The organism is Myxococcus sp. MH1, assembly GCF_059738865.1.
Map to the genome: position 1 here is coordinate 2,067,702 of NZ_AP026947.1, position 18,210 is coordinate 2,085,911.

Here is an 18,210-nt window from a genome sequence, read left to right on the forward strand (position 1 = left end):
CGAGAAATCGGGGACATGCAGGGCGGGCGTCAGTGCAGAGTCGACGTCTCGCCCAACTCGCTGAGCCCCAGCTCCCAGTGCTCCGGGAGAACGGACGGCAGGGGTTCCACCAAGTCCACGAAGTGGGTGTGCGCGGGCTTGAGGTACTCGACGAGGGTGCGCAGGCGCTGGCGCTCCGCGGGCGTCAGGAGGCGATCCACCTCGATGTTGAAGGCGTAGCGAGCGAAGCGCTCCGAGGGGCCCAGTACCCAGTCGACGCCCAGGTCGGACTCGCCCAGCGCGAGGGTGTCCGACGCGAAGGGGGAGATGGCCCTCACCTCGATGCGCAAGAAGAAGCGGATGGCGTTGCGCAGACCCAGCGCGGTGCCCTTCTGCTGGTACATGTCCACGAGGACGGAGGCCAGGCGGCGCCGGGCGAGGACGTCCAGCTCGAAGGCGAAGGGGTTGCCCAAGTCCTGGAGGATGGCGTCCAGGAAGGGCTCCGGCGCGCGCTCCAAGTCGAAGACGTCGGGAAAGGCGTCCAAGTCAGAGAGGAGCAAGTCCGTCACCTCCTGGAGGCAGGAGATGAAGCGGTGCAAATCTCCCGTCACATCGTCGCGGCGGTTGTGGCGGGGCAGCATGTCCCAGAGCTGGAAGCTCCGGGAGGGCGGCCTGGCCGGCCGGAAGCCCTCGAAGGTGGCGCGGTGGTAGGGGGCGAGCACCGTGTTGCCGTGCGCGTCCGTCACGCCCTCCACGCGGGCCTCGTACACCACGTCCGGCGTCAGCTCCGTGTCGAGGACGAGGTGGACGAGGGGGCCGTCGGCAGCGGCCTCGAGTGAGGCCACCGGGACTGCGGGGGCGCCACGAGGCGTGAAGGTGAAGCGCGCCAGGGGAGGCACCCGCACGTCCTCGTCGAAGGCGAGGCGCACGGACTTCGGAGCCAGGGCCTGGGCACCGACGAGACGGGGCGCTGTCCTGTCCTCCACGGTGAAGGTGTACGTCTCGTCGAGGAGGTGCGCGCCGCCGGCCGTGGCGGAGACGACTCGCACGGAGACGGTGGCCTGGCTGGCCAGTGGCACCGCCGGGTGGAGCACCACACGCAGGGTGTCCGCCGTCTGCGTCACCTCCGCCAGCGGCCCCACGAAGGCGGGTTGCACCTCGACGCTCTCCCCGCCCGCGAAGGCGAGGACTCCACCCACCCATACGCGTGTGGCCGCCCGGGCGATGCCGTCCACGCCGACGTCCACCAGCTCCAGCTCCAGCGCGGAGTCGATGGGGACGTCCTCCTCTCCTGGTCCCGGAGCGCGGTTGAGGAGGAGGGGGCGGCGCGTCTCAGCGAAGAGGGAGACGGTGTCGACGTAGAGGGCGGGCAGCTCAACCGTGGCCATGGGGCTTCCTCACGGGGAGACGAGCTCCAGGCGGACGCCCACCGTGTGGACACCGGAGAGCTTCGAGACGTTGGCTGCGAGGTCCGTGACGAGGCGCTCGCGGCCGGGGCGCCCGAGGCAGCGGGCGTACTTCATCCCGCCCACGACGAGGGACGCTTCCCAGGCCAGGCCCGGCGGGACGCCTGAAGGCACACGGAGGCGCACGGCGGCTCGGACCAGTTCCACGCCGGTGACGTCCACGGCTTGCGTCACCTCGGCATAGTCCCCGGGAGCCAACGCGAAGCGGCGTCCAGGCTCCTCGTCGCCGAGGACGAAGAGGTACTCGCCCGAGGGCGGCGTGGCCCGCTGGGGCCGGATGCGCCCCTGGCCCAGGCCGAGGCGGCTGGTGAAGGCGGTGAGGGCCATGGGCGTCACACCTGCCGGGACAGCTCGAGCGAGTCGAAGTACGCCCGGCGGGTGACGTCCCGCACGGCGAAGCCGAAGCCGCCCCGGCCGGAGGTGAGGGGCTGGCTGCCGGAGTTGATGCCGAGGGCGTCGTCGATGAAGTCGGCCATGCCCGGCACGGGCTGCCAGTCGGGAGGCGTGCCGAGCGGGTGCGCGGCCAGGTCGTTCTGAAGGGCCTTGAGGATGACGTCGCCGTTGGCGTTGACGATGACGTCCAGCCGCAGGTGCAGCCAGGTGCCCTGGGTGAAGCTGGCCGAGGACTTCAGCAGGACGCCGGGCCCATCCGCGTCGGGCAGGCCCGTGGCCACCGCGCCCTTGCGCAGCACCACCCGGTGCGGCTCGTCGTCGGAGAGGCCGAGGAGGTAGGCGGAGTCGTTGACGGAGGTGCCCTGGCCGCAGAGGAAGAGAAAGGGAGCGAAGCCGGTGGGGCCGCCGCCCGGCCCGCGCTGGAGGCAGCCGCGGATGCTGCCTCCCTTGGCCATGGGGGCGAAGTCGGGGAGGTTGGCGAAGAGACCCACTGCGCCCTGCGCGGCGGTGAGGGAGTTGAAGGCGAAGAGGAAGTTGCCGCCGCCGGGGGGACGGGCGATGCCCGCCGTCACGCCCCTGTCCACGGTGGCGATGTCCAGTCCGCCGTTGAGGTAGGTCCAGTCTGCGAGTGCCATGGTGTCCTCACTGCGTGGCGGCCAGAGGCCACCCAGTGTCGAAGTCCTCGGTGGGCTGCGTGGTGTTGAAGAAAGCCCCGCGCGCCGTCACGTCCTCCCAGCGCCAGGCGTAGGCCTCGTTGGTGTGCCAGCGCTGCCCGAAGTCCTCCCGCGGTGAGTCGCTGAAGAGGCCCTCCACGGAAGCTGCGTCCACCCAGTCCGTAAGGAAGGGCCCTTGGCCCCACGTCTCGACGATGTTCCCCTCGAAGCGGTGCGGGACGAGCAGCGCGGGCGGCAGCTCGAAGAGGAAGCCGTCGTTGTCCCAGCCCCGAGAGAACGCCTCGAAGCCCTCGCGCTGGCCGGAGAAGAAGGCGAGGGCCACAGGGACGTCGGAGAGGGCGGCGCGCCACACGTACCAGCGCTCGAAGTCCTCGCACGCCTCCTCCGGCACGCCGAAGCCCGCCAGGACTTCGAGGCGCGTCACCGCCGTCAGCGTCCAGTGAGCAGCCTCGCCGGGCCGGGCGCCCGCGTCCTCGAAGCTGGGATTCAGGAGGGCCATGTCAGAGCAACCCTCCGGTGTCCCCGTCCTGGAGCGTGACGCTGCCCAGCACCGGCAGCTCGCGCACCGTCAGCCGCACATCCGCGGGCAGGCCGTTGAGTGCCAGGTCCATTCGCGCGTCGCCCAGCTTCCGCACTCCGGGCACATCGCGGATGACGTTGAAGACGTCGGACCAGGCCACCTCTCCGGCCGGGAAGCCCTGGGCGTCCTTGAGGTTGAAGCCGAAGTCGATGCGCGGGTTGGGCGTGCCGTCCGGCTCGCTGACGCGGAAGTGGGCAGCCAGCGCCTGGCGGATGCGCGAGGCGACGTCCTGGGTCGAAGCGCCCTGGCGCAGGAAGAGGCGCGCGGAGACGTCCACGCGCCGATACACCGGCTCCTGGACGCTCACCTGGAAGGTGAGGGTGCAGGGGTAGACTTCCGTCACCTGGCGCAGCACCTGGGCCTTGAGGGCAGGCGTGGGGACTCCGCCGCCCTGGGGCACCACGTAGAGGATGCCTGCATTCTCTGCGATGCTGGCGTCCTCGTTGGACGTCAGCATGAGGGCGCGGGCCACGCCGGGGAGGCGCCGGGCGTTGATTTCGAAGTCCTCACGGGAGACGGTGCGCGTCATGGCCCGGAGACTCTCGGGGGCGAGCAGCTTCGCGGAGGCCACCGTCTGCCTGTCCGCGCCGCCCGAGGCGGAGGCGGGGTTGTGGACGGACACCTGCACTGCGTGGCCGTGGGCGTCCCGAAAACTGCCCTCCAGGACGACGAGGCGACCCGCGTCCACGTTGCCGGCCGTGCCGCCCCCCGTCTTGTACACCACCGCCACGGTGCCAGCGGGCGACAGGCCGTTGGTGCCGGTGCCGAAGCGGACGGTGGCCTTGTCCCCTTGGTCGACGCTGACGAGGAAGTGGGTGTCGGAGGCCCGCGAGTTGAGGAAGGTGTCCACCTCGGTGAAGGCACCCAGGGCGGTGGACACGCGAGCGGAGCCGTCGAGGTAGGGCGCGAAGTCGAGGTGCGCCTCGAAGTCAGCGAGGCCGCGGGCGTCGAAGAGCTGGGTGTGCGTCTTCGAGTGCTCAACCACAGCGAGAACGCGCGGCGGGTTGGCGCCGGCTGGAATGGTGACGGACGAGAGGAACTGGAAGCGGACGGCCTCCGTCACCTCCTGGGTGCGGACGACGGTGCCGGCGGGGAAGGTGACGGGAGCGGCGGGAGGTAGGGCCAGGCGCAGCTCCACCTCGGCCGTGGCCGCCTGCGCGCCGTGAAGCCGGTAGCCCAGCATGCGCGCCAGGGCGATGACGTTGCGGCGCTGGGTGGCCGTGGCGAGGCGCGACTCGCGGGCGAGGTTGTCCTGGTAGAAGCCGAGGACGTCGCCGACGAAGGCGTACATCTCCAGCAGCAGGTTGCCGAAGCTGGAGACGTCGAAGTCCGTCCAGTCCGGGAAGACGCTCTTCACGAGCGCCACGAGGCGCGCCCGCAGGGCGTCGAAGTCGCGGTGGGTGTAGTCGGTGGACGCGGGAAGAAGTGGCACGTCGGCGAAGGCCTCCACCGGGAGACAAAGGCCTTCGGCCCACTTCTTTTCGGGGACATGGGGAAAGTGCTTGGCGTTGGAGGCTGCCTCGTCGCCCTCATACGTGGCCCCAGCGCTTCAGTACCCGGCGCTCCGGCCACAGGTAGGATGGGGCGCATCAACTGGCGCGCGAAATCCCATCGACGTGAGGAGTCCTTCCAGCATGGATGCAGCGTGGTTCTGCCCGACGTTCGACTTCCGACGCCACCCGCCTGATGAGGTGCTGCTTCGGGGAACCCGACTCTTGATTGCCGACATCGGCACCAAGCACGTCGACCAATGCTTCTGCGGACGGTGTGGCGTGCCGGTTTACAGGTCGCCCACCGACGGGCCTCGAAAACTCGGTGGAATTGTCCCGCGCCTGTCTCACTATCCTGGTTACGAGGATGTTCCGTGTGCCGAGCGTCCGTCGAAGGCCAAGGCCACTGCGCACGGTGCCACTCCAGTAGGGCGCCCGTCCTTTGTTTCTGGACCAGAGACGACGCTGGTACCAGTTTGGCTTGCAGCTCGCGAAGCGCCGGGCGGAGTTGCGGGAGAGGCGAGCTTTGCTCTCCACCATGAACGCAAAATGGTTCGGCCACGCGTCGCTTCAGGAGTCGCACGCTCGCGCTCGAGCGCCCGGGTCACTGTTCAGCAGATCGCGGACAGCCTGCCCTCCCTGCTCGAGAATCCCTTTGCGACAGGGGGGCGACTTCGCGACTTCATCCGTCCCATCCATCTGATTGACGGTGCGGACGATGGAAGCGAACCAAGGCTGTGGTGGGGCCGTTTACATAGCGTCAGCCATGGCAATGCGATGAATTGGCTCAACATCCGCACGCGTGACCGCTCCCCTGCAGCTTTCTGGGTGAAGCACAGCGTGGTTCCGAAGTTCCGCTCCGCGTGGGAGGAAGACCGGATTGTCCTCGCCTATGCCTCCTTCGTGAGGGAGACCAAGAACGGGAGGCCGAAGCTACGCTTGGACATTCACGACAAGGGGCAGATGGCCCTCGTGCCTGTAGAGCACGAATCGTGTTTGACAAATCTGTAGCAGGACATGAGCAGAGTTTTCGACACGAGGTGGACGCACGGCTGCTACTCGTGACTCAGGGTCCCCGCTGGAGAGGAGCGTCGAAGTCCGCTGTCGTGTCACCCTCGCGCACGCGCACACGAAGCGTCAGCGTGGCTACCTCTTGCTCGACGCGGACCTGCACGAGCTGGACGCCGGGCAGCCAGCGCGCGAGAGCGTCACGGACGTACACGCGCGCCAGCTCCGCCAGCACGGTGTCATTGCGCTGATGGCGAAGGCGCGAGAGGCCCGCGCCGAAACTGGTGCGCCAGGGCAGCTCGCCGGTGGAGTGGGGCGTTGCCCCCTCCGTGAGCAGCACCTGCCGCACCTTCGAGGCGAGCAGCTCGTCCCCGCTGCCCATGGCGAAGTCCCGCTTCCTGTCTCTGCGGAAGGGGACGAGGATGTTCTGGCGGGCTCGACTCATGGTGTCCTCCTCACGGAAGGGGGATGGCCGCGCGCACCTGCTGCAGCGTGCGGACGATGGCGTCGAGGGGCGCAATGGCCTCCTCCAGCGCGCTTCCCTCGAGGCTGGAGAAGTCCGGCACCTGGGGGCCACCCACCAGGCCGAGGAGGACGTTGAGGAGGGCCATGAGCTGGGAGAGGGCGGCGAGGGCCTTTCCGACGTTGGCGGCCTCCTGCGCGACGTTGGCCTCCGCGCAGCCGGCCACCGCCAGGAGGCCCGCGTCTCCAAGCTGAGCGGCGCGCAGCCGGGCCTGCCCGACGCTCGACAGGCGCAGCTGCAGGTGGAGGAGCTGGCCACGGGCATGGCCCAGCTCGCCCAGTACGATGTCGATGACGCTCACCACCGCGAGTGGCACCGAGAGCTGGGGGACGAGGCGGAGCAGCTTGGACACCTTCTCGGCCAGGTTCGGCAGAGCCGCGGCGATGGCTGTCGGATCCGGCGGCGGCCCCAGCGCGTCCGGTATCGCCTTCACGACTTCGAAGACAGCGAGCACCGCGCCGATGATGTCGAAGAGGGGCGTGAGCGGTGCGAGCGCCGGCTGGACGGCCTGCAGGAGCTGGTGGTGCTGCAAGGTGGCGCCGCCAGGCAGGGTGAGGGTGGGCGCCTCGGGCAGGGGAGGGAGGTGGATGCAGATGGGCAGCGCCATGGGCGTCCTCAAATGGGCTCGGCAATGGGGCGCACCACACGCCCGGCGATGGTGACTTGGGCCGCCTCCAGGGAGATGGCGCCGACCGCGCGCAGGGTGAGGGCGGTGGTGGCCTCCAGGGTGACGGTGTTCTCCTCCGCGTCGAAGGTGAGGCAGTCACCCGTCTTCCGGTTGGTGAGCTTCAGCTTCCGCTTCCCCGCGGACTCGTCCAACTCGACGCGGAAGGTGGGCGTGGCGAGGACGCGGTTGTCGGGCGGAGACACCTGGGCTTCTTCGGGCACCTCGCTCTGTCCGCCCGGCTTTCCCCAGTGCGCGCTGAGGTAGTAGGGCGCGTCGACGTCGCCCTGGTTGAAGAAGACGGCCACCTCCGCGCCCACGTGCGGCACCGCGAAGAAGCCCGTGTCCTTGGCGCCGCCCCCGGAGGTGCCCAGGGGCCAGGCCCAGGCGGACTCGGGCTCGAGGACACCGGGGATGCACACGCGGACGCGGCCGAGCTGCGCCTCGTCGTCGCGGCTGGTGACGTAGCCCACGTACATGCCGAAGAGGCGCGTGTCATGGGCGAGGATGTCGTCGTCGAAGGTGCTCATGGTGGGCTCGCTACCTGGGGAGACTCATTCCGGCTTCGGGGTCCTCGACACCGATGGGCTGCCCGTCGCGGCGGTACTCGATGTACCGGGTGCCCGTGTCCCTCTCGAAGGCCTCGACTTCCTTCAGCGCCCCCGTCGTCTCGGGCGCGCTGGTGTTGGGCTGGCCGCCCTGGGGCTGGCCTTGCTTCTCAGGGCTGGCTTGCTGCCGGCGGCCGGTGCCGTCGCGCGACAGCTTCAAGTCCGTGGTGTAGCCAGAGGAGGAGAGGACGTGCTTCGCCTCGGTGACGTAGTACCGGCCGGACAGGAAGCTGGAGATGCCGCGCACCTCCACGACGGACTTCGCGCGCAAGGCGGGGTTGCCCACCACCTGGAGGGACAGCTTCACAGTGCCGGCTTCCGCGCGCCGGAAGCGGGCCTCAGACTCGCGTTGGGCCTGGGCGGGTGTCGACGCTGAGGTGGGCTGGACGCTGGTGGTGCTGTTGCGGAGCTGCAGCGACGTGGTGCCCGTGCGCTTGTCCACCACCTCCAGGAAGTCCGCGAGCGTGGTGCGCTCCACGGTGGCGCTGCTCGCCTGGCCTTCGATGTTCGCCTTGGCCATGGCGTCCCGGCCACGCACGTCCACCTTGCCCACGCGGCGGCCCAGCTCCGACTCGACGTTAACGGAGAGGACGTCGCCCCGGCCCGCGTCCGCATACCACCACAGCACCTGGGCGGGCGCGGCGGCCTGGTTGCGCGGGCCGAAGGTGAGGCCCCTGTCGTCGACGTGGAACTCGAACTCCTCCCGCGCGGCCAGGCGCCGGAGGAACCTCGCGTCCGTCTCCCCTGCCTGGTGGATGGTGTCGAAGGCCTCTCCGGTGTCCTCGACGTGGACGGAGCCCTCCTCGTAGCCGTACTCGGCGGCCACCTCGCGCACCACCTGGGCGCGCGTCTTGCCCTTCCAGGCGCGCGTACGCGCTTCGCGGTGCATGAGGGCGCTGAGGGCCTGGCCCTCGATGGTGAGCACCTGAAAGCCCTTCAGCTTCTTGATGACGACTCGCCGCGGGGGCGCCATGAGGCCCGGGTAGCCCCAGGACACCTCCAGCACCGCGCCGCCCACCAGCTCCGCCCTGTCGAATAGCGCCAGGTCGAAGTTGTCCAACTGGAGGGACAGCTTGTCGGCCTTCGTCGCGGAGTCCTCGAAGGTGAGGCCGAGGACGCGCCCCTCAAGCGAGAGGGGCTCACCGCTGCGGGCCTTCTCGTGTGCCAGCTGCGTGAGGCGCACGCCAGGCGCGCTCCTGTCGAGGGGCCGCGTCATTCGCTAGCCCTCCACCGCTGCTCGCTGAGGATGACGTCGGTGAGGACGCGCAGCGAGGGGATGTAGAGGCGCCGCCCCGCCTCCAGCTCCAGCGTCGCGTCGATGATGGGCTCCGGTTGGTAGTCCGCAATCGCCCACCAGAAGCCGCAGGCGCGCGGCAGGGGCGCGAAGTAGCGGCCGGCCAGCCCCCAGAGGGAGTCGCCCTCGGCGATGAGGTGGACGCGCGTGTCCGCGTGCGGCTGGAAGCCGTAAGGCACCCTCTCGCTGAGGAAGAGGCGGCCGGCCTCGTCCCGCAGGCCGAGGGAGAAGGAGTAGCGGCTGCCGGCGTGAGGGGCCACTACGGCGCCTCCTGACGGAGCTGCTCGGAGGTGACGCGGGTGTCGAGAATCTCCTCGAAGGTGACGGTGGCGGTGTAGACGAGGACGCGGCCGTCGACGGCGAGCTGGCGGTACTGGAACTCCACGCTGGCGACGACGCACTCCACGGTGAGGAGGCCAGGCCAGAGGACGAGGACGCGCGGAGGGGCCGTCGCAAGCACACCCTCGGTGCCCGCCGGGGGCACGGTGAGCGCCCGCAGGAAGCCGCGGAACTCCATGATGTTGGAGGCGTCGGCCTGCTGCGTGGCGAAGAAGGCGTCGAGGTAGAACTCCACGCCCGCCAACTGCCGGTTGGAGGTGCCCTGAAACTGGAGCACCTGGTGGGAGAGTCCTGGCACCGTCAGGCGGTTCCAATTCACCTGGAGCTTCTCCACCAGTTGGGTGGGATTGAAGAGGCACTCCATGGCCTCGCCGGTGAGGACATTCACGAGGAGGCAGCGCGGGGGACGGGCAAGGCCGGCGGCGATGGACATGTCGGGGCCCGCCTCTCAGTAAGACGCCATGGGGGAGAAGCTGCGGGAAGCGGCGTCCCTCTCGGCGCGTGCAGTGGCCTGGGCAAGCACCTCGCCGTCCACCTGGACACTCACGAGGACGGGCTCGGCGGGAGTCGAGGCTGGCTGCGAGGAGAGCACCTCGGGTTGGGGTAGCGAGGCTTGGAGGGCCGCCACCGCCGGCATGGACGAGGACTCCAGGGGCCAGTCCACCGGCGAGGTGGGCGAGGCCGTGGCGACGACGGAGGCGGGTGTGGCGGCGCTGCCGGTGGCTTCCTCAAGGCCGAAGGCGACGGACAAGTCCCGGTGGAGGCCCAGTCGAGCCGTGCGCAGCGCCTGCTGGAGGCCGGTGTTCGTGCCGAAGAGGCTCGCCACCGCGTCCACCACACCGAGGATGGCGCCCACCAGCTCCAGGAGGACGCCGGAGATTGCGTCGACCGTGCCGAAGACGATGAGCCGCAGCCCTGTCCACGCCTCGGCCCAGTTGCCGGTGAGGGCCCCGCCCAGCGTCAACACCACGCCCCAGAAGACGTCGACGATGCCGGAGAAGGCCGCCAGGGCCGCGTTGAGGACGCCTCCCACCACGGACACCACGAGGGAGACGGCGGACACCAGCACGCCCACGACGGTGGTGATGTTGCCGATGGCAAACCCGATGGCCTGCCCCATGGCCACCCAGATGCTGCCGCCGTCCCTCGCGGCGGAGCTGGTGCCCAGGAGGCCAGAGAGCGCCCCGCCGAGGACGCGGCCCAGGTGCGCCAGGCTGCCCAGGAGGACGTCGACACCGGCCTTCATGTAGCCCCACTGCCCCGCCAGCCCTTCGGCCACCTCGGCACTTGCTGTCATTCCCATGACGACGAAGTCGAAGACGCGGGCGAGGGCGCGCCCCACGGTGGCCCCGGAGGCGCCGAAGGCAGCGAACTTCGCGGCGGCGGTTGCCGCGTCGTCCCTCTCGGAGAGAAAGCCCAGCGCCGCGCCCACCCGCCCTAGCGTCGCCTGGAAGGCCTCGAGGGTGGGACGCGCTGCTTCGAGTCCGGAGGCGAAGCCGTCGGCGAGGCCCGAGAAGAAGCTGTGGATGCGATGGCCCCACAGGTAGAGGTTGATGAGGAAGTCCTTCAGCCCGGCATTCTCGGCGCGGCCCAACTCCTCGCGCACCGCGCCGGAGAAGCCCCCGTCCTCGAAGAGCTGGACGAGGCCGCGGAAGCCGAGCGTCACCTGCTCTTGCACACGCCGGACGAAGTCGCCCAGGCCACCGAGGTTGTGACGGAAGGCATAGGCCAGGCCGGCTGCGGCGACGCCCAGGAGGACGACAGCGCCCACGGCCGGAAGCACCGTGGCCAGGAGGCCACCCAGCGTGAGGCCCAGCACCTTGAGGCCCACCACCATCAGCGCCAGGCCCACCTTCGCGGCGATGACGGCGCCGACGAGGGAAACCAGTGCACCCGCCCCGAGCACGAAGGCTGCGAAGGCGCGCTTCACCGGGCCGGGCAACGCCTGGAAGACACCCAGCACCTGCTGCACCGCGCTGGCGACGAGGGTGACGAGGGGCTTCAGCACCTGGCTGAAGGGCTCGCCGAGGACGATGGCCAGCGTCTCCAGGTTGCCGGCGAGCAGCGTCTTCTGGCCCTCGAAGGTGTCCAGCATCTGCTCGCGGAACTTCGTGGCCGTGCCGCCCGCCTTCTCGAACGCGCCTCTCAGGTACTCGAGGGCATCGGCGCCGCGGACGACTTCGCCGGTGTCCTTGCGGATGCCGTTGGAGAACTGCGTGAGGATGGCATTCACGCCGCCGAGCGCTTCGCGGCCGAACGCCTTCAACAGGAACGCGGAGCGCTGCGCCGCCGTCATGCGCTCGAGGGCGGGCGACAGCTTGTCGAGGATGCCGAGGAAGGAGAGGAAGTTGCCCTTGGAGTCGGTGACAGCGACGCCCAGTCCACGCAGGTGCTTCTGCACTTGAGGGTCGGCCATGCGCTCCATGGCCACGGCCACGGCGGTGGAGGCGCGCTCCACGCCGGGGACGACGTTCTTCACGAGGCCCAACGAGATGAGTGTCTCGGGCAGGGACTGATTGAGGGCCTGCGCACCACGCGCGGCGGTGCCGAGGGCCAGGGGTAGCTCATTCGCGCTGAGGGCGAAGACGTTGACGGCTTGGAGCATCTGGTCAACGGAGAGGGAGGCCTTGTCGGTGGAGATACCGAAGGCCTTCATGGCCTGACTGGCCAAGCCCGCCGCACCTTGGGGCGTCAGCTCCCCCAGCGAGCCGCCGGCCAAATCCAAGACGGGCTCCAGCAGCTTCATGGCCTCCGCGGCGGTGAAGCCGGCTTGGGTGAGCTCGCGCAGGCCCAGCACGGACTCGGTGGGCGTAAACTGCGTGGCGAGGCTGGCCTTGGTGGCCGCGTCACGAAGCTGTCCGAGCACCTCGGCCGAGGCGCCAGAGACGGCGCCCACGCCCGCCACGGCCTGCTCGAATTGGCCGGCGGTGTTGGCCAGGGACAGCGACGCGCCCAGGGTGACGGCGCCCGCCGTGAAGAGGGACATGGCGACGCCGAGCCGCTGGAAGGAACTCTCGATGCGCGCGGTGCCCAACCCCACGCGCCTGTCCATGCGCGTGAAGTTGACCTCCACCTGGGAGAAGACTCCGGAGGCCAAGTCTCTCGCCGTGAGGACGAAGCCGAGGCCGAGGTTGTTGAGCATGCGTTACCTCCGCTTCGCGGCCTTCTCCAACGCCTTGGCTTCCTGGGCGCGCTGCTGGCCGATGCGTTCGAGCAGCCAGTCCCTGTCCGAGGTGGGCAGCTCCAGGGCGTCACCGAGGGGGGCTGCGAGGCCGCTGCCTCCGTGCTGGTGCCAGCAAAGTTGGAAGAGGCCCTCGCGCCACGTCTCCAGCGTCACACCGGGGAAGAGGTGGAGCGCTCCCGGCGCCTCGTTGTCCGTTGCGTCCCCGGGAGGAAGAAGCCCCGGTCGAAAGGGAGCTCCACCTCCTGGCGCATGAGGCACTCGGGGCATTCGACTTCGAGCGTCGTGTCCACGCCGCAGTCGACGGCGTCAAACTCGTCGACGAGGAAGTCGGCGTCGCGCAGGCTCAAGTCTTCGAGGAAGCGGCGCTTGTCGCGCGCGTCGACGCCGTCGACGTCCTGCACCCGGTAGGTGAGGACGGAGGACAGAAGCTTCTCGGGCGCCGCACGCTGGAGCTGCGGCAGCCGCCGCTCGTCCTCTCCCGTCAGCAACTTGAAGCGGACGCGCGTGCCAGAGTCCGGCAGCGTCGTCTCGAAGCGGTTGCCGGCCATGAAGGCCGCGCGGCTCGTGTCCGAGAGGGCACGCACCGGCAGTTGCGTCAAGTCCAGCTCCCAGTCGATGCGGGCCCGGCAGGCAGCATTCTGGCAGGGGACGGCGAAGGCATACTCGGGGCCGTAGGTGAGGACGCGCACCTGGAGGAGCGCGTAGAAGCGGTCCCCCTGCAGCACCCGGCCCCAGTCCACCTTCCCGTCAGGGAAGGCGTAGGGGCCTGCTTCCACCAACTCCTCCCAGCACGACGAGAGCAGCTCGTCCACCTGGCCGCCGCTCTTCGCCAGCTTCCTGTCCGCGAGGATCCGCTCCTCGCGCACCTTCATGCCGCGGATGCGGCCCGTCAGCCCCGAGGGGCATGAGATGATGTCCGCCATGTCCTTCCTCCAAGGAGGACAAAGGCTTCGGGCACCAAATCGGGGACATCGACAGTCGCAGCATCCAATCTGCGTGGGGGACTCATGAGCGCGTTGGTCTGGGCAGGACCGTTTCGGATTTCAGAGTTGCTGGCGCGGTGCATGGACGACCAGGTCCTGCCTCCGGAGTCGAGGGGCGTCTATCTGGTCTCTCAGCTAGGCTGGAAGGGAAAGCCAACCATGGGCTGCATTCCGCTCTACTTCGGAGGAAACACGGGCTCCTCGAAGCGCTTTCGCACTCGAATTGGGGACCTGATCGCCGACCTGCATGGCTTCTACGGCGGCGGGACAGGCCACCACAGTGGTGCGCAGGCGCTTCGCGATTGGTGCGTCAGCAATGACGTCCACCCAGGACAACTCTTTCTGGGCTGGGCAACGAAGAAGCCCTGGTGTGGGCGGTGTGCTGAAGTCTTTCTCGCGAAGACGTTCGCTTCGTCATGGGCTGGGCGGGCGCCTCTGTGCAACGTCAGGCGCCCGCCAGGGTGCAGCACCCATGGAAAGTACGTGACCGGCTGAGTCCTACTTGGCCAGCTCGAAGAAGTCGTAGGTGAGCGTGACGGACTCGATGACGTTCTCGTCACTCTCGTTGTCCCACTCGCCCGCGACGAACTTGACCGGCCAGACGCGGGAGAGGCTCCACCGGCGCAGCGTGGTGCCGTCCCTGTCTTGCTGGACGATGTCGGAGTTGCGCTTGTAGAGCGCGTCCGGCAGGCCCAGGCCGCTCGACATGTGGACGACGTCCTGAAACCAGTCGAAGAGCTGGTGGTCCTGCGTGGCGCCTCGCTCCAGGGTGACGTCGGAGAAGGTGAGGCGCCCCGGGGACTTGTTGGGGATGAGGCTGCCGCCCTCGAAGTATTGGATGTTGGCGACCTCGACGGACAGCTCGGAGCACTTCTGGAAACCAGCGTGGCCGATTTCGTCAATCTCGACGAGGAACTTGAAACGCTTATGGAAGCTGCGCGGCTGTCCGATGATGGCCATGGCCAGTCTCCTTACAGGCCCGCAGAGGCCAGCTCGGCCTCGAGAGCGCGGGTGTCCTGAGAAACCTGCAGGACGATGAACTCGGCCGGCTTGTTGGTGGCGAGCCCGATGCGCGCCACCAGCTTGCCGGCGAAGATGACGGACGGCGGGTTGAGGGCGTCCGAGACGTCAACGAAGAAGGCCGTGGCGGGCTCCTGGCTGCGGAAGGCCCCGTTCTTCATCTGCGCGAGGAGGAAGGCGGCAATGGAGCGCCGTACCTGGGCGCGCAGCCCCTCCGTGTTGTTCCGGTGCCGGGCGAATTGCAGGCCCGACTTGAGGCTCTTCTCGATGAAGGACACCCCGCGCCGCTCGGCGACGTAAGGGAAGTTGCCGCTGGCCTTCAGCGTGCGCGAGCCATCGATGAAGCGAGGCAGGCCGGGCCCGGTGGTGAGGGGATTGATGCGGCGGGGGTAGACGACGTCCCGCTTCTTCTCTTCGAGGACCTCCTTGGTCTCGAATCCGAGGATGCCGAACATGCGCCCGGCCTCGATGCCCGCGGGCGCGTCATACACACCCCCGGGGCGCGCGCCGTCGTTGCGCGCGAAGACGCCGGCGATGATGCCGGAGGGCGGGACGACGAGCTGCTCCACGTTGCCGAAGACGCCGCGGGCGGGGTTGAGCACCTTCACGCGGGGCCAGTAGAGGGCCGCGTGCTCAGAGAGCCCTTCGAGGGCGGCCTCCTGCGAGACGTAGGAGACGATGTCCACCGCGCTGTAGCCCGCGGGCGAGTCGAGGACAGCAAAGGCGAGGCCGCCTCTGGCCACCTCGCAGTAGCGCACCATGGCGTTGTGGACGGCGGGCGTAGCGCGCCCGGGCACCAGGAGGATGGAGAGGTCCTGCACCTCGTCGAGCGCGTAAAAGGCCACTCCGGCCGGCCTCGGAGCCGATGAAGTCCGCGTCATCGAGGCCGATGAGGCCGTCGGTACCGCCCGAGAGGGACACCGTCTGCTCGTCGGGGAAGGCGCCGGGTTGCACCATGAAGGCCCGGACGTAGCTGGAGCCGGTGCGCTCGTCATTGAGGACGCGCTCGGCGTAGCGCGCGTCGTCTTCGGCCGAGGAGAGGTTGGGGAAGGACTCGCGGTAGGTGCCGTCCTCGAGGACGAGGACGTCGAAGGTGTCGGGCGCGCCATTCGTCGCGGGGCGTACCTCCACCTCGAGGCGGTTGGCGTAAGTGCCCGCGTCCCTGGCATCGAGGTGGAGGACGTCGGTGGCGCCGGAGGCGTCGCCCGTGTGCAGCAGCGCGTCGAGTCCGAGGCCGGAGCCCGCGTCACCCTGCACACGCAAGGAGGCGCCAGGCCCCGTGGCCTGGGTGAGCAACTGCAGGGCCCCGAGGGAGGACGGCGCTACGCGGACACCCGGCACCGCCGCCTCGACGAGGGCTCGCACCTCGGCCAGCTCGACGGCGCGCAGACTCTGGACGTTGCCGCTCCCCACCTGGGGGCCGCCGGGGAAGCCGAAGACGGTGTCGGCCACCTCGTCGCCCACCTCCAGGCGGCTTGCGGCGCCCTGGGTGTCGCTGGCGATTCTCAGCACACCGGCCTCCACGGTGGCGCGTCCGCCAATGAGGCCCGTGTTGAGGACGGCGGCCACCTCCTGGGCGGTGGCCTGGGCGATGTCGTCGAAGTCCTCCTCTCTGAAGGGGATGAAGACGTCCCGACCGTCGTCGACGCGCACGCGGAGCGACTGTCCGGCGGTGAGGGCATAGGGAGCAGGCCGCCCCGCGGAGACGGAAGCCGCGGCGCCAGAAAAGACGACGTCCACCGCCTCGGCGCCGCTGAGGAACACGCCCAATCGCCGGCCGTCGGCGAGGGTGAAAGGGGGCCGCAGGGTGCCGCGAACGACAGCGGGCGTGGGCCCGCCACCCGTGGTGAGGGCCGCCGCAGCGCGCGTGGCCGTGTGCGACTCGGGGTTTGAGGCGTCCTCGTAGTGGACGGTGCGCACCGCCCAGAGGTGGCTGCCGCCCTGCTCGAAGAATCCCATGGCGGCGAGGGCCAAATCGGAGTCCGGCGTGAAGCCGCCGAAGGTGGCCTGGTACTCCTCGAAGGAGGTGCACAGCACGGCCTGGCCAATAGGCCCGCGCTCTGCCAGGCCCACGGCGCCGGCCACGGAGGTGGGCACGGAAGGAATGCCACGGACGCGCGGCTCCTCCTCCTCCACGACAACTTTGGATGCCAGCAATTCTCGACTCACGGCACACCTCTCTTCTTGCGGGACGCGCGCGCCGACATCTCCAGCGAGGCAGAGGGGGGCGACGACGGCGGGGTTGTGGGGGCCTGCCGCTTCAGGGTGACTTCGCCCCGTCGAATGGCAGCGGCCACGGCGGGCACCGAGAGAGCGGCCTCGGGTACGTCCTCCAGCGACACTCCCGTGGCCAGGGTGAGGGAGGAGGGCAGGCGTCGGCCGCCACGGCCAGGCTGCACGCCGCAGGCGCACGTGCCGCGTGCGACGCAGTACGACTCGTGAGGCAGGAGGAAGGTGACGAGCCTGCCCAGGGCATTGGTGAGGGTGACGCTCATGAGGTGCCTCCGGAGAGAGAGTCCGTTTCGAGGTGCGTGTCGGCGACGGCCTTGCCGATGTCGAAGGGCATGCCCTCGTCCACGTCGAAGCCGCGCACCACCAGGCCCCACGTGAAGGCGCGCACGTCGTCGCGGCTGCCAAGCTGCGTGCGCACCTCTCCGTCTGCGTCCATTTCCCAGCGCACGGTGCCGCGCGAGGCGTCTTCCTCGTCTCGGGCCATGGAGAGCCAGCGGTTGCGGTTGAGGAAGGTGGCCATGGCGGCCATGAGGTTGAAGAGCTCGGCGGTGCGCTCGGAGGCCACCGTGAGGGTGAAGGCCAAATCCACCGTGTACGCGGGGCGCCTGCGCACCAGCTCCGCGCCGGAAGGGCCCTGCGCGACGTCCTCGTGCAGGACGTTGGTGGAGTAGCGACGACTCTCGCGCAGCGTGGGGCCTGACAGCACCACGGAGGGCAGCGAGGCCATGGCGATGACGTTGAGTCCGTCGGCCACCGTGTCGTCGTAGTCGACGGAGACGCTGGCGCTGACGTTGGCCACCACCTGCTGCTTCAGCTCGCGCAGCAGCGTGCGCACGAGGCGGGTGAGCGCCGCTTCCTTCGCGACGCGGGGGCGCAGGTAGCGGTACGCGCCCGAGAGGACGGCGGCCTCGCCTGGAATAGGGCGTCCGTCCGCGAAGAGGTTGTGTAGCTCCACGTCGACGGTGCCCGCCTCATGGGGCGGCGTCCTCATGTCGACATGCGAGGTGCCCGACTGCTGGCGCACGGAGAGCACCTCCGCGCGCAGTCCGCCCAGGTGCACGGCCACCCGCGCGGCGAAGTCCGTGCCGACGAGGCGGAGGATGTCGCCGCCGCTGGTGGGCCCCGAGGAGGGTGTCACGGAGGTGAGGGCGGGGACGGCCATTACCCGGGCCCTCCGAGGCCCAGCTCCTTCGCGACGCGCGCGAGGAAGCGGCGGCTGGCGCCCTGGCGAAACCGCGCGAAGGCCGGCCGTAGGAAGGGCCGCGCGGGCGTCTGCGTCACAACCGCTCCGCGCCCCCTGCCGCTGCTGCGCGACTGGCCGGCCAGGCCGGCCTGGCGCAGCAGCGCGAAGAGGAAGCGCCGCATCTTCGGCGTCAGGGGAATGACGACGGGCGGCCCCCCGTACTCCTGGAGCTGCGCGACGTCGACGAGGGGCTCGCCGTCCGGACTCTTCGCGGTGCGGGACACACCGATGAAGGCCTCGTCGCCCTCCACGACGACACTGATTGAATTGCGCAGCGCCGCGGAGACGAGGAGGGCCTTAGTCCCGGAAAATCCCGCGAGCTGCCGCGCCGCCAGCGTGAGCGGCGAAGGCGGACGGAGTGGCTCACCACCAGGCGCCTGCTGGGTGAGGCCCTGCACCACCTCCTTGCGCAGGGCGTGCGCCTCCTGCCGCAGGGCCGTCTGCATCGCCCCCTCAAGGCGCGACGAGCCCGCCGCCAGCAGTTGGCGGGCCCGAGCCCAGTCTCCGGTGCGAGAGGCGGCCATGGGTGC

21 protein-coding genes are annotated in these 18,210 nt (G+C 69.7%); 1 reads left to right on the forward strand and 20 read right to left on the reverse strand.

Going from position 1 to position 18,210, the window contains the following annotated elements; translation table 11 throughout:
* Positions 1-29 precede the first annotated feature (29 nt).
* The 5 genes from AC6JA9_RS08495 to AC6JA9_RS08515 are packed head-to-tail and all read right to left on the reverse strand — an operon-like array spanning position 30 to position 4,542.
* The gene (locus AC6JA9_RS08495) at positions 30-1,367 is read right to left on the reverse strand and encodes a phage tail protein (protein ID WP_497959405.1); all 1,338 of its coding nucleotides are present in this window, start codon (positions 1,365-1,367) and stop codon (positions 30-32) included.
* A gap of 9 nt (positions 1,368-1,376) precedes the next feature.
* Entirely contained in the window at positions 1,377-1,772 is a 396-nt protein-coding gene (locus tag AC6JA9_RS08500) for a hypothetical protein (protein ID WP_497959407.1), read from the reverse strand.
* Positions 1,773-1,777: 5 nt separating this feature from the next.
* A complete protein-coding gene (locus AC6JA9_RS08505) occupies positions 1,778-2,473 on the reverse strand; it encodes a hypothetical protein (RefSeq protein WP_497959409.1) in 696 nt (231 codons plus the stop codon).
* A 7-nt stretch (positions 2,474-2,480) separates the two neighbouring features.
* Complete coding sequence (locus AC6JA9_RS08510; protein ID WP_497959410.1) at positions 2,481-3,011, reverse strand: hypothetical protein; 531 nt, start codon at positions 3,009-3,011, stop codon at positions 2,481-2,483.
* A 1-nt stretch (position 3,012) separates the two neighbouring features.
* Positions 3,013-4,542 carry a baseplate J/gp47 family protein gene (locus tag AC6JA9_RS08515; RefSeq protein WP_497959412.1) on the reverse strand — a complete coding sequence of 510 codons (1,530 nt, stop codon included), beginning with the start codon at positions 4,540-4,542 and terminating at the stop codon, positions 3,013-3,015.
* 184 nt (positions 4,543-4,726) lie between these two features.
* On the opposite strand from AC6JA9_RS08515, the gene AC6JA9_RS08520 reads away from it, so the two are divergent.
* A complete protein-coding gene (locus AC6JA9_RS08520) occupies positions 4,727-5,593 on the forward strand; it encodes a hypothetical protein (RefSeq protein ID WP_497959414.1) in 867 nt (288 codons plus the stop codon).
* 55 nt (positions 5,594-5,648) lie between these two features.
* Here the strand turns inward: AC6JA9_RS08520 and AC6JA9_RS08525 are convergent, their stop codons facing one another.
* From AC6JA9_RS08525 to AC6JA9_RS08595, 15 genes are all read right to left on the reverse strand, one after another.
* The gene (locus tag AC6JA9_RS08525) at positions 5,649-6,035 is read right to left on the reverse strand and encodes a GPW/gp25 family protein (protein WP_497959416.1); all 387 of its coding nucleotides are present in this window, start codon (positions 6,033-6,035) and stop codon (positions 5,649-5,651) included.
* Positions 6,036-6,045: 10 nt separating this feature from the next.
* A complete protein-coding gene (locus AC6JA9_RS08530; protein WP_497959417.1) occupies positions 6,046-6,720 on the reverse strand; it encodes a hypothetical protein in 675 nt (224 codons plus the stop codon).
* Positions 6,721-6,728: 8 nt separating this feature from the next.
* Entirely contained in the window at positions 6,729-7,307 is a 579-nt protein-coding gene (locus tag AC6JA9_RS08535; RefSeq protein ID WP_497959419.1) for a phage baseplate assembly protein V, read from the reverse strand.
* 10 nt (positions 7,308-7,317) lie between these two features.
* Positions 7,318-8,601 (reverse strand): phage late control D family protein, encoded by a 1,284-nt coding sequence (locus AC6JA9_RS08540; RefSeq protein ID WP_497959421.1) that lies wholly within the window; start codon positions 8,599-8,601, stop codon positions 7,318-7,320.
* Positions 8,598-8,939, reverse strand: a complete 342-nt coding sequence (locus AC6JA9_RS08545) for a hypothetical protein (RefSeq protein ID WP_497959423.1) — start codon at positions 8,937-8,939, stop codon at positions 8,598-8,600. The genes AC6JA9_RS08540 and AC6JA9_RS08545 overlap by 4 nt, the downstream gene beginning before the upstream one ends.
* Positions 8,939-9,451: a CIS tube protein gene (locus AC6JA9_RS08550; protein ID WP_497959424.1), complete on the reverse strand. Its 513-nt coding sequence runs from the start codon at positions 9,449-9,451 to the stop codon at positions 8,939-8,941. The genes AC6JA9_RS08545 and AC6JA9_RS08550 overlap by 1 nt, the downstream gene beginning before the upstream one ends.
* 15 nt (positions 9,452-9,466) lie before the next feature.
* On the reverse strand, positions 9,467-12,160 hold the full coding sequence (locus AC6JA9_RS08555) for a phage tail tape measure protein (RefSeq protein WP_497959426.1): 2,694 nt from the start codon (positions 12,158-12,160) through the stop codon (positions 9,467-9,469).
* 3 nt (positions 12,161-12,163) lie between these two features.
* A complete protein-coding gene (locus AC6JA9_RS08560) occupies positions 12,164-12,355 on the reverse strand; it encodes a hypothetical protein (protein ID WP_046711595.1) in 192 nt (63 codons plus the stop codon).
* Positions 12,352-13,125, reverse strand: a complete 774-nt coding sequence (locus AC6JA9_RS08565; RefSeq protein ID WP_497959427.1) for a T4 family baseplate hub assembly chaperone — start codon at positions 13,123-13,125, stop codon at positions 12,352-12,354. The genes AC6JA9_RS08560 and AC6JA9_RS08565 overlap by 4 nt, the downstream gene beginning before the upstream one ends.
* Before the next feature lie 558 nt (positions 13,126-13,683).
* Positions 13,684-14,145 (reverse strand): phage tail protein, encoded by a 462-nt coding sequence (locus tag AC6JA9_RS08570; protein WP_497959428.1) that lies wholly within the window; start codon positions 14,143-14,145, stop codon positions 13,684-13,686.
* An 11-nt stretch (positions 14,146-14,156) separates the two neighbouring features.
* Positions 14,157-14,891 carry a phage tail sheath family protein gene (locus AC6JA9_RS08575; RefSeq protein WP_497959430.1) on the reverse strand — a complete coding sequence of 245 codons (735 nt, stop codon included), beginning with the start codon at positions 14,889-14,891 and terminating at the stop codon, positions 14,157-14,159.
* Positions 14,839-16,374 carry a phage tail sheath protein gene (locus AC6JA9_RS08580; RefSeq protein ID WP_497959431.1) on the reverse strand — a complete coding sequence of 512 codons (1,536 nt, stop codon included), beginning with the start codon at positions 16,372-16,374 and terminating at the stop codon, positions 14,839-14,841. Before AC6JA9_RS08580 ends, AC6JA9_RS08575 begins: the two co-directional genes overlap by 53 nt.
* On the reverse strand, positions 16,371-16,700 hold the full coding sequence (locus AC6JA9_RS08585) for a hypothetical protein (RefSeq protein WP_497959432.1): 330 nt from the start codon (positions 16,698-16,700) through the stop codon (positions 16,371-16,373). Before AC6JA9_RS08585 ends, AC6JA9_RS08580 begins: the two co-directional genes overlap by 4 nt.
* On the reverse strand, positions 16,697-17,599 hold the full coding sequence (locus AC6JA9_RS08590; protein WP_497959433.1) for an IPT/TIG domain-containing protein: 903 nt from the start codon (positions 17,597-17,599) through the stop codon (positions 16,697-16,699). The genes AC6JA9_RS08585 and AC6JA9_RS08590 overlap by 4 nt, the downstream gene beginning before the upstream one ends.
* A complete protein-coding gene (locus tag AC6JA9_RS08595) occupies positions 17,599-18,204 on the reverse strand; it encodes a hypothetical protein (protein WP_497959434.1) in 606 nt (201 codons plus the stop codon). Before AC6JA9_RS08595 ends, AC6JA9_RS08590 begins: the two co-directional genes overlap by 1 nt.
* Between the last annotated feature and the right edge of the window lie 6 nt (positions 18,205-18,210).